Raw genomic sequence first — 10,724 nt, forward strand, 5'->3', positions numbered from 1 at the left:
CTCGCCCTGCGAACATCCCGCGAGCGCGAGCACCACGGCGACCGGGAGCGAGATCAGCAGGAGGCGGCGCATGGGCGTCACCCTAGCCGCACATCCCGGCCGGCTCAGCGCAGCACGGCTCAGCTGTCCACTACTCAGCGCAGCACGGCTCCTCGCGCGGAGATGGCCGCGAGCACGGCCGGTTCGCCCTGCTCCGTGAGCCACTGCAGCAGGCTCGCCGGCGAGGACGGGTTGGAGGCGATCGCGGGACGCAGCTCGGGGTGCGCATACGCGAGCTCCGACAGCTCGGTCGGGGTCGCGTACGGGCTCGCGGCGAGCAGCCGCTCTACTCCGGCGCCATCCGCGCCGAAAGGCGTGGGCGTGCCCGCCCGCTCGGACGCTTCCGTTGCCGCAGGCATGGTGCCGAATCCTGGCCGCGAGGGGCCGGAGTTCGCGCGCGCATCGGTGATCGAGTCGCGCACCATCACCGCGGCGATCCCCAGCGGAACCAGGGGCAGCGCAAGCACGACAGCCGGCACGTCGATGTCGACCACGGACTCCGCGAGGAAGGCGTAGGCGACGAACACCACGGCGCCGGCGAGGAAGACGATCCTCGAGCCGACGGTCAGGGCCACGCGAGGGTGGAGAGAGGCGATGACGACGAGCGCAAGCATTCCCCCCGTGACGATCAGAGCCAGAGACTCAGTCGACCAACCCACCACTCGTACCTCTCTCCACCACCCGCGTGTACCTCGACTCGAACCTCCCACCGGTGCCGGGGCCGGACAAGCCCCCACTTCTGGGGGCAAGGCCCTGGCGGTCGGTTTCCCAGGGACGTCATCCGCGAATCGAGTACGGTTGACTTCGCAGGAAGGGGGCACCACCATGACATCCGCACCGGAGCGCTGGGTCATCGCGCTCGTCGAGGATCACGCACTGATCTCGCTGGGGTTCCGGGATCTGGTCGAGGGTGCTCCCGACCTGGACCTGGCAGGACTGGTGGAGACGGTGGACGCGCTGCCCGCGCTGGGCCGCGAGCTCGACCTGGTGGTGCTCGACCTCAGGCTCGCCGACGGCTCGACGCCGGAGTCGAACATCGCCGCGGTGCACGCACTCGGCTCCCATGTGCTCATCTACACCGGCGGCGAGGATCGACGCCTGATCCAGGCGGCGGCGCGGTCGGGAGCGCTCGGCCTGATCCGGAAGTCGTCCGAGCCGGACGTGCTGCTCGATGCGATCCGCACGGCGGCCGCGGGGCAGGAGGTGTTCGGCACCGACTGGGCGGCCGCCATCGACTCCGACGACGCCCTCGCCGATGCCCGGCTCAGCGCCCGCGAGCGCGAGATCCTGTCGCTGTACGCCTCGGGCCTCACCGCCTACTCGGTGGCACGCCACCTGGGTGTCTCACGCGAGACCGTCGCGGACTACGTGAGCCGGATCCGCCGCAAGTACGCGGACGCCGGCAGGCCGGCGCAGTCCCGCGTAGACCTCTACAAACGCGCGCTGGAGGACGGGCTGCTCGAGGGGCCCCAGTGACGGACGCGGAACGCCCCGCGCGCGAACGAATCCAACGCACCCTCATCCTCGCCCTCGGGGTGGGCGCCATCGTGTTCGGAGCCCTGCTCGCGACGGGCCCCAGCGGCTTCCTCGCGCAGATCGACCAGCTCCGCTCCCCCTTCGGGATCGTCACCATCGTGGTGGGCGTGGTGATCCCCGCGCTCTTCACGGTGCTCGCGAGGCTGCTGCCGATGCGCATCCTCCTGGGGCTCGTGGGCGGCACGGCGATCACGTTCCTGGCGATCGAGCTGCTGTGGCCGTTCGTCATGATCGACCCGGTCCTGGCGGACGATGCGACGCCGTGGATCCAGGGCATCAACGCCGTCCACGCCACGGCGGCCGCCATCGCCTGGCCGCGCATCATCGGGTGGGTCTACCCGCTCATCCAGGGGCCCATCGTGGCGCTGACCCAGGTCCAGGTGAGGAACGACGCGACGCTGGCGGCGGTGCTCGACGGGCTCGGCGCCATCATCTTCGGACTCATCGTGTGCGGGGTCGCCATCGCGATGATCGCGGCCGGCGATCGTCAGGACGCCGCGGCGGCGCACGCGCGCAACCAGGCGGCGCTCGAGGCGAGCCGCCGCACCCGCGAGGCAGAGCAGGCGCGCATCAACGCCATCGTCCACGACGACGTCCTGACGGTCCTGCTCTCGGCCTCGCGCGAGTCCCCGCCGGCGGCGCTGGCGGATCAGGCGACCCGGGCGCTCGGGAGGGTCGCGGCGCTGGCCGGCGAGGACCCCGAGTCGAGGACCTACGGGCCGGACGAGTTCGCGGCCGTGATCCGCTCGACGGCTGCGGAGATCGACCCGATCGCGCCGGTGCGATTCTCCGTGGATGGCGACAGCCCCGTACCGGCGCCGGTGGTCGCGGCGTTCGCCGAGGCCACCGCCGAGGCGATGCGGAACGCCGTGCGGCACGCGGGCGCCGAGGGCTTGGGCGTCGAGCTCGACGTGGACGATGCGGCGGCCCGCGTGGTGATCGCGGACCGCGGGCCGGGATTCGTGGCGCGCCAGGTGTCGCAGCGGCGGCTCGGGATCCGCGTGAGCATCCTGGAGCGCATGCGCGCCGTTCCCGGCGGCGAGGCGACGCTGGTGTCGACGCCCGGCCGCGGCACCGCCGTCACCCTGACGTGGAGCCGAGCGTGAGCCGGCAGGGGCGGGAGGGCGGCTCACGCAGCGTCGACGTCAGCCGGCTGCTCGCGCTTGAATCGGAGGGCGCCAGCCTCATCCTCGGCGTCTTCATCGTGACCAACGTGGTCTTCACCCTCGCCACCATCGACACCCTGCGGGTCGCGTGGCCCGCATACGTCGCCGTCGTGATCGTCAGCATGGCGGGCGTGCTCCTGATCCGTCCCCACCCGGATCCGTTCCCGCTGCGCGACTCCCTCGCCGTGGTCGCCGCCGTGGTCATCTCCACGGCGTTGATCTCGTGGTGCCTGCCCACGGACGGTCCCACCGGCCGCGCCTCCTGGCACCTGGGCTCCAACACGTGGCTGCTGTGGTTCCTGGTGCTGCGCGGTCGCGCGGGACTCGCGTGGGCGGCGATGGGTGCGATGACGGCGATCACCATGGCCTGGACCGCCAGCACGGGCCGCTCCGCGCTCGCCGGCCTGTCGATGGTCGACACCCAGATCGGCCTGCTCATCGTCGCGTCCCTGCTGGTCATCAACATGCGCCGCACCGCACGCCGCATCAACGAGCTCGCGGAGCGTTCCGTCGACGCCGCGGCGGCGGCCGCGGCCGCCGAGGCCAGCCGGCAGGTGCGCCTGCAGCGGGCCGCGGAGGTCGCGTCGGCCTCCGTTCCACTGCTGGGGCGCGTCGCGCAGGACAGGCCGCTCACGGACGCGGAGCGCGCCGAGATGCGCGAGGCGGAGGGGCGGCTGCGCGACGGCGTGAGGGGCCGCGGGCTCGCGACACCCTCGGTCCTGGACGCGGTCGCGGCCGCGCGATCGCGCGGGGTCGACGTCTCCCTGCTGGACGATCGCGGCGCCGGGCTCGCGTCCGGCGAGGCGATGGCGCGCGTCGACAGGCGGGTGGTGTCGGCGCTCACCGACGCGACGGGGACGGTCACCGTGCGGCTGCTGCCGGCCGACCGCTCCGCGGCCGTCACCATCGTCGCCATCGACGGCGATCACTTCACGCGCGTCGCGCTCGACGCCGAGGGAAACGAGACGGCGGCCTGACCCCGAAGGGTCAGGCCGCCGTGACGTGCTGGGCAGAACCTCGCGTCAGGCGAGCGCCTTCGCCTTGAGCTTGTCGAACTCGGCCTGCGAGATGGCGCCCGAGTCGAGCAGGTTCTTGGCAGCCGCGATCTCGCCGGCGGGGCCGGCCTCCGCCATGAGGCCCTGCGTGTACTCGACCTGCGCCGCGCGGGCCGCCGAGGCCATCTCCATGTCGCGCTTGGCCATGCCCTGGCCGCGGGAGAAGATGTAGATCAGGGCGCCGATGACCGGGAAGATCACCAACAGGAGGGTCCAACCGAACTTGCCCGCACCGCTGAGCTCGGGGTCCCGGAAGATGTCGAAGATGAACCGGATGACCAGGAAGACGAACGAGATCCAGATCGCGATGTAGATCGTCCAGAGCAGGATCTCGAAGAAGTTGGTGAAGAAGTCCACTGCAGTTCCTTTTTCATGTGCGGCCGGAAACGCTCCGGCTCTGCGCCTAAGGTACCTGACGATCGCCGCTGTTCCGTGCGACGGCGAGGGTCAGCCCTCAGAGTCGTCGACCAGCGCCCGCGCGGTGGCGACGTCCGTGATGAGAACGTTCACCCAGCCGCCCAGCAGCGCTCCCCGGATCGCAGGCGCCTTGCGCATACCGCCCGCCACCGCGATGCGGCGCGGGATCGCGCGCAGCGCGTCGGGAACGATGCCGATGACGCGATCATCGAACTCGGTGCGCACCGGCTCGCCGTCCGCGTCGAAGTACCGCAGGCACACGTCGCCCACCGCGCCCTGCTCACGTAGCTCTTGCTGGTCCGCCTCGGCGATCGCGTTGCCGGAGCTCCGCAGCAGCGGCGACGGCTCCGTGGTGCCGATGCCCACCAGCGCCATCGTGAGCTGCGGCCAATGCGACGCGACGGTCAGCACGGAGGCGTCCGCCATCAGCGAGTCCCGCGCCGCGGCCGAGCCGAGCACGCCTGGCGCCGGCAGGAAGACGGGCTCCGCCCCGGTGGCGGCGGCCAGCCGGGTGAGGAGCCGGGTCGCATCCACCTGCACCCGGCTCTCGCCCACCCCGCCCACGAGCTGAACCACGGCCTCCGCCACCCGCGTGGGCGAGGGCCGCAGCGCGTCGACCGCGGCGAGCAGCGAGGCGCTCCACGAGGAGATGCCGATGCGGTCCCCGCCGATGAGCGTGGTCTCGAGATAGGTCGCGGCGGCGCTGCCGAGCGCGCGCAGCTCGTCCGCGTCGAATCCCGGGTCCACCACCACGGCCTCGGCAAGTCCGTAGCGCTGCTCGAGGCGGCGCTCCAGCTCGGTGAAGACGCCGGAGGGCTCGGACACCGTGGTGCGCACGATGCCGGCCTCGACCGCGCGCTTGAGCAGCCGGGAGACCCGGGGCTGGGACACGTGCAGCTCCGCGGCGATGTCCGCCTGCCGCAGGCCCTGCTCGTGATACATCCGGGCGATGCGGACCATGAGCCGGGTGTGCTCGTCGGCACCGGCGTAGCGCCGGCCGCCGCCCGTATCCCCTACGCGCACGTGAGCCTCCCCGGTCCGATTCGGTGGCGACAGTTTATGCGACCGCCGACGGATGCCGAGCAACCGCGGTGGGGGCGGGCGCGGCGCCCACCCCCACCGTCGGCTCAGGCCGAGACGATCTCCGTCGCGGCGGCGGCGATGCCCTCGGGGCTGATGCCGAAGTGGTCGAGCAGCCAGCCGATGTCGCCGGTGGGGGCGAACCCGGTCACACCCACGAACCGCATCGGCGCGGGGGCGTGGCGCACCACCACCTCGGCGACGGCGCCGCCCAGGCCGCTGGTGAGCGCCTCCTCGACGGTGACGATGCCCGCGGTCTCCCGCGCGGCGGCGATCACCGCGTCGTTATCGAGCGGCGAGATGGTGGGCATCGACAGCACGCGGGCGTCGATCCCCTGCTCGGCGAGGGCGTCGGCGGCCGCGAGCGTGCGGGACACCACCGTGCCGGTGGCGATCAGCGTGACGTCTCCGCCCTCGCGGAGCGTGACGGCCTTGCCGGGCACGAACCGGTATCCGGCGGGGTTGACGTCGGGGACGCCCATGCGGGACACACGCAGGAACACGGGGCCGTCGTGCTGCGCGGCCCAGCGGACCGCCTGGCGCGTCTCCTCCGGGTCGGACGGCACCACCACGGTGAGGTTGGGGATGGTGCGCAGCCACGCGAGGTCCTCGATGGAGTGATGGGTGGGGCCCAGCTCTCCGTAGGCCATGCCGGGGCTCTGCCCCACCAGCACCATGTGGTGCTCGGAGTACGCGGCGTCCACCTTGATCTGCTCCATCGCCCTCGCGGTGAGGAAGCAGGCGGCGGCGGACACGAACGGGATCTTCCCGCCGTTGGCGAGGCCGGCGCCCACGCCCACCATGTCCTGCTCGGCGATGCCCACGTTGATCAGGCGCTCCGGGAACTCCTGCTGGAACGGACCCAGCTTGGATGAGCCCACCGAGTCGTTGACCACGGCGACGATGCGCGGGTCCTCTCGGCCCAGCTCGACCAGGGCGTCGACCCAGGCGTCGCGGCAGTCGTGGAGGGCGGGGGTGGCGGTGGTGGTCATGACTGCTCCAGCTCGATGAGGGCCGCCTCGACCTGCTCGGGCGAGGGCACCTTGTGGTGCCAGGCGACGTTGTCGGACATGAACGAAATCGGGTGGCCCTTCATCGTGTGAGCCACGATCGCGGTGGGCTTGCCCGAGGCCGCGGGCACGTTGGCGAAGGCGTCGCGCAGGGCGCCGTGGTCGTGGCCGTTCAGCTCCACGACCTCCATGCCGAAGGCGCGCAGCTTGTCCGGCAGCGGCTCGAGGTCGTTGGTGTCCTCGACGCGCGCTCCCTGCTGAAGGCGGTTGCGGTCGACGATCACGCACAGGTTGGCGAGGCCGTGGTTGCCCGCGGTCATGAGCGCCTCCCAGTTCGAGCCCTCCTGCATCTCGCCGTCGCCCGTCACCACGAAGGTGCGGCGGCCGGAGCCGTCGAGCTTGCCCGCGATCGCGGTGCCCACGGCGATGGGGAGCCCGTGGCCCAGCGGGCCGGTACTCGCCTCGACGGCGGCGATCTTGGTGCGCGCGGGGTGGCCGTTGAGCTTCGAGAGCGGCTGCATGAAGGTGCTGAGGTCGTCCGGGTCGATGAAGCCCGCGGCGGCCAGGGTCGTGTACAGCGCGGCCGCGGCGTGGCCCTTCGACAGGATGAACCGGTCACGATCGGGGTCGCCCAGCAGTTCGGGACCCATGTTGAGCGAGTCCAGGTACAGGGTGACCAGGATGTCGATGACGGAGAACTCGCCGCCGATGTGACCCAGGCCGGCGGCGCGCACCATCTGGATGTCGCGACCGCGCACCGCGCGCGCGGCGGCGCGCAGGTGGTCGATCGCCTCCTCCCGGGTGGCGCCCGCGGGCACCCGCCCGATCACGGCGAACGTCTCTTGGGGGACGTCCTCGGCGTGGACCTCGGGGACCAGATCTTCTTCTACAGTCATCTCACTCACTCCTCAGGCAGGCGAACAGCACGTCTTGGACCAGCTTCTGGGCACCGAGCGCATCCTGACGCGCCTGCGCCTCGCGCAGCGCGTCCATGTCGAGCTCGTCGAGGGCCCGGTGCAGGCCCTTGAGGAACCGGATCGACAGCTTGGCGGCCTCGACCGTGTCCTCGCGGAAGGGGAACTGGTCGAGCTGCCAGACGCCCTCCCAGTTGTTGATCTTCAGCGTGTAGAAGAACTCGAAGACCTCGACCGGGTGGACGGTGCCCACCACCATGTCGTCGTCCCAGCCGCGCAGGTTGTCGTTCACGTCCATGCCCCAGAGCAGGCCGTGGTCGATGAGCAGCTGGGCGGCCGCGGCGGGCGACTCGCCGCCGTAGAGCGCGTGGCCGAAGTCGAGCAGCACGCCCACGTTGTCCACGCCCATGGCCTTGATGCCCAGCGCGGTCTTGGCGGCCGAGTCCCAGAACATCTTGTTGCGGGGCTCGCGCGGCTTGTACTCGATCACGATCTTGAGGTCGGAATTGGCCAGGGCCACCTCGCGCATGCCCTGGACCGCCAGCTCCCACTGGTCGTGGTGGTTCACCTGGAACGGATAGTCCCAGCCGTCCTGGCCGGGCCACACCTTGAGGTAGCTGGCACCCAGCGCACGCACCACGTCCGCCGCCTCGTTGAGGAAGGCGATCGCCTCGGCACGCACGGCAGGGTCGGGGTTGGTGAAGGCACCCTTGCCGTACTTGCGCATGTAAATCTCGGGGGTCACGCCGATGGCCTCGAGCCCGGCGTCGGACAGGGCCTCCTTGACCTCGACCACCGTCACGCCCTCCGTGAAGGGGTAGGGCACGTCGACCACGGACAGGTCGCCGACCTCGCCGGCACGCGCGATCTGCTCGAGCGTGCTCACCTCGGGCGCATAGCCATCGGTGGCGTAGCGGTCGAGGTAGCTTGCGAAGTGCCAGAGTCCGGCACCGAAGCGGGGCAGTTCAGACATATTCATTCACCTTCGATTCTTGTTTCACTATTGTAGGCACAACTGGCCGTCGATGGCCAGTCATCCCGTGGATCTGTCCAGGGCCGCGCGCCACCGCGCGCGGTCGACGGCGCGCTTATCAGGCGACGCCGCGGGTTCGAACGTGGACGATGCGGGCGCGGTGGGAAGCATGGTTCCGACCGCCTCGAACGCGACGCTCGCGACCCCTCTCAGGGCCACGTCCGCCTCGCCGACGACCACCACGGGGCAACCCAGCGCATCGGCCTGGACCTGCATGAGCAGGGACGATGCCGTGGCGCCGCCGTCCGCGCGCAGCGCGGCGGGTGCGGGGCCCATGGCCTCGACCACGTCGGCGACCTGGTGTGCGACCGCGTCGAAGGCCGCGCGTGCGATGTGCGCGGGGCCGGTGGCCGCGCCCAGGCCGGTGACGATTCCCACGGCCTGGGGGTCCCAGTGGGGCGCGCCCAGCCCGCCGAACGCAGGCACCAGGACGGCGCCGTCCGCGTCGGGGACGGTGGCCGCCAACTCCCCCAAGGCCCGCGCATCGTCCCGCCCGAGCAGCCGCGCGGCCCAATCCAGGGCGGCGCCGGAGTACCGGATGTTGCCCTCGAGCGCGTAGACGGGCTCCTCGCCCAGCCACGCCAGCGTGGTGGCGACGCCGTCGCGGCGCAGCAGCTCGGCACCCGTGCCCTGCATCACCGAGGAGCCGGTGCCGTAGGTCGCCTTGACGATGCCCGGCTCTCCCCCGCCGTGCCCGCGCAGGGCCGCGTGCGAGTCCGCCATGACGGCGAGGATGGGGAGGCCGGCGGGAAGTCCGGTGCATGCCGTCGCGCCGAACGGGCCCGTCGAGGCCACGATCCGCGGGAGCGCGTCACGCGGGATGCCGAAGATCTCCAGCAGGTCCGGGTGCCAGTCGAGCGTCTCCAGGTCCATGAGGAGGGTCCGCGAGGCGTTCCCCGCCTCCATGACCAGCGAGGCGCCGCCGGTGAGGTTCCACACGAGCCAGGAGTCGACGGTTCCGACCACGGTGCCGGCGGGCGCGTGCTCGAGCAGCCAGGCCGCCTTGGGCGCGGAGAACATGGGGTCGAGCGGCAGGCCCGTGCGCGCGGCGACGAGCGCGCGGTGGTCCGCGAGCCCGGCGCATCGTTCCGCCGTGCGCGTGTCCTGCCAGCTCAGGACCGGGCCCGCGGGCGCACCCGTCGACGGGTCCCACGCGACCACGGACTCGCGCTGGTTGCTGATGGCGACCCCGATCACGTCGGCGGCGTCCACCTGGGCGGCGACCTGGGCGAGGACCGCGAGCGACGCCTCCCAGATCTCGCCGGCGTCCTGCTCGGTCCAGCCGGGGGCGGTGTTGCGGATGGACACCGGGCGGCTCGCGCCGGCCAGCACCGTGCCCTCGTGGTCGATGGCGATCGCCTTCGCGTTGGTGGTGCCCTCGTCGAGGGCGATCACGATGCTCACGGCGCGGCCTGCCACGCAGCCAGCTCGGCGAGCTTGGCGCGCATGTCATCGAACGTGAGGCGGTTGTCGACCTGCGTGTAGACGCGCATCGGGCGCCCATCCGGGTTGTCGACGTAGAGCCCGTCGGCGTCGATGCGCGGAGTAGGCCGGGTGACGTAGTCGGACGATGCGGGGTCCGGCTCGAACGCCGTCTGGAGCGCCGTGAGGAGCACCAGCGGCTGGTCGCCCAGCACGTACGTCTCGCCCGCGTTCATGCCGTGCTGCGCCAGCATCGTCCCCACCACCGCGAGCTCGTCGTAGAGGTAGGCGCCCACGGCGCCGAGCGGGCGGATTCCCACCCGCAGCTCGGCCATGGTCACCAGCGCCTGCCGGTAGGTGGGCCGCGGGATCTGCCAGATCGGGATGGCCGTGTCGCCGAACACCGCGCGGGCGGAAGGGGTGTCGATGGTGAGGTTGTACTCGGCGGGCGGGACGCCGGGCGCCAGCAGCCCCAGGCCCTCGTGCTCGGAGCCGCCGATCCACACCAGCGTCATCCTGTGGGCGATCGCCGGCTCCAGCAGCAGCGCGGACGCGAGGTCGGTGAGGCCGCCGCCGGCGCAGTAGTAGAGAGGACGTGGGTCATCGCGGAGCGCCTCGGCGATGATGGCGCGTGCGGCGGGCGTGTCCCGCGGCGTGGCCGGGTCGACGAGCGCGTGCTCCGCGCCCACGACGATGCGGTCCTCGCCGTCGACTCCCATGCGGGCCATGACGTCGCGCGCCACGAGCGCGGCGTTGGCGGCCTGGTTCTCGGACGGGTCCCAGGGCTCCCCCGCGTGCAGGTGCGAAGCGACGATCAGGGGGATCTCGACGCTGGGCGACAGCAGATGGTGGACCAGCTGGAACAGATCGTCGGGGTCGCCCATGAAGTCGTTGTCGACGATCACGCGGGTGCGCGGGGCGCGCTCCGCCTCGTCGAGCCACGGGATCGCGCCCAGGCGCCAACGCTTGTGTGCGGGGATCCCGTGGTCGGCGTCGGCCGCCGGCAGCCTGGTCATCATCGACTCCTGAATGTCTATTCACTCTCGAATGCA

The 10,724-nt window shown here is 71.8% G+C and carries 11 protein-coding genes; 3 read left to right on the forward strand and 8 right to left on the reverse strand.

Annotated features, from left to right (window positions below; all coding sequences use genetic code 11):
* Positions 1-134: 134 nt before the first annotated feature.
* On the reverse strand, positions 135-614 hold the full coding sequence (locus tag Q0L54_RS07535; protein ID WP_296666747.1) for a hypothetical protein: 480 nt from the start codon (positions 612-614) through the stop codon (positions 135-137).
* 250 nt (positions 615-864) lie between these two features.
* Between Q0L54_RS07535 and Q0L54_RS07540 the strand changes: the two genes are divergently transcribed.
* From Q0L54_RS07540 to Q0L54_RS07550, 3 genes are read left to right on the forward strand one after another with little or no spacing between them, the layout of a single operon-like run.
* Positions 865-1,515 carry a response regulator transcription factor gene (locus tag Q0L54_RS07540; protein ID WP_296666750.1) on the forward strand — a complete coding sequence of 217 codons (651 nt, stop codon included), beginning with the start codon at positions 865-867 and terminating at the stop codon, positions 1,513-1,515.
* Positions 1,512-2,681, forward strand: coding sequence for an ATP-binding protein (locus tag Q0L54_RS07545; protein WP_296666752.1), 1,170 nt, complete (start codon positions 1,512-1,514; stop codon positions 2,679-2,681). The genes Q0L54_RS07540 and Q0L54_RS07545 overlap by 4 nt, the downstream gene beginning before the upstream one ends.
* Complete coding sequence (locus Q0L54_RS07550; protein ID WP_296666754.1) at positions 2,678-3,718, forward strand: hypothetical protein; 1,041 nt, start codon at positions 2,678-2,680, stop codon at positions 3,716-3,718. The genes Q0L54_RS07545 and Q0L54_RS07550 overlap by 4 nt, the downstream gene beginning before the upstream one ends.
* Positions 3,719-3,763: 45 nt before the next feature.
* Here the strand turns inward: Q0L54_RS07550 and Q0L54_RS07555 are convergent, their stop codons facing one another.
* From Q0L54_RS07555 to Q0L54_RS07585, 7 genes are all read right to left on the reverse strand, one after another.
* Complete coding sequence (locus Q0L54_RS07555) at positions 3,764-4,153, reverse strand: SHOCT domain-containing protein (RefSeq protein ID WP_296666757.1); 390 nt, start codon at positions 4,151-4,153, stop codon at positions 3,764-3,766.
* Between the two features lie 90 nt (positions 4,154-4,243).
* Complete coding sequence (locus tag Q0L54_RS07560) at positions 4,244-5,236, reverse strand: sugar-binding transcriptional regulator (RefSeq protein WP_296666760.1); 993 nt, start codon at positions 5,234-5,236, stop codon at positions 4,244-4,246.
* 104 nt (positions 5,237-5,340) lie between these two features.
* On the reverse strand, positions 5,341-6,285 hold the full coding sequence (locus tag Q0L54_RS07565; protein WP_296666763.1) for a transketolase C-terminal domain-containing protein: 945 nt from the start codon (positions 6,283-6,285) through the stop codon (positions 5,341-5,343).
* Positions 6,282-7,199 (reverse strand): transketolase, encoded by a 918-nt coding sequence (locus tag Q0L54_RS07570; RefSeq protein WP_296666765.1) that lies wholly within the window; start codon positions 7,197-7,199, stop codon positions 6,282-6,284. Before Q0L54_RS07570 ends, Q0L54_RS07565 begins: the two co-directional genes overlap by 4 nt.
* 1 nt (position 7,200) lies before the next feature.
* Positions 7,201-8,190, reverse strand: coding sequence for a TIM barrel protein (locus tag Q0L54_RS07575; protein ID WP_296666767.1), 990 nt, complete (start codon positions 8,188-8,190; stop codon positions 7,201-7,203).
* A 60-nt stretch (positions 8,191-8,250) separates the two neighbouring features.
* Positions 8,251-9,654, reverse strand: coding sequence for an FGGY family carbohydrate kinase (locus Q0L54_RS07580; protein ID WP_296666770.1), 1,404 nt, complete (start codon positions 9,652-9,654; stop codon positions 8,251-8,253).
* Positions 9,651-10,688, reverse strand: coding sequence for a nucleoside hydrolase (locus Q0L54_RS07585; protein WP_296666774.1), 1,038 nt, complete (start codon positions 10,686-10,688; stop codon positions 9,651-9,653). Before Q0L54_RS07585 ends, Q0L54_RS07580 begins: the two co-directional genes overlap by 4 nt.
* Positions 10,689-10,724 lie beyond the last annotated feature (36 nt).

This window comes from Demequina sp. (assembly GCF_024642165.1).
In the GTDB taxonomy this organism is placed as follows: domain Bacteria; phylum Actinomycetota; class Actinomycetes; order Actinomycetales; family Demequinaceae; genus Demequina.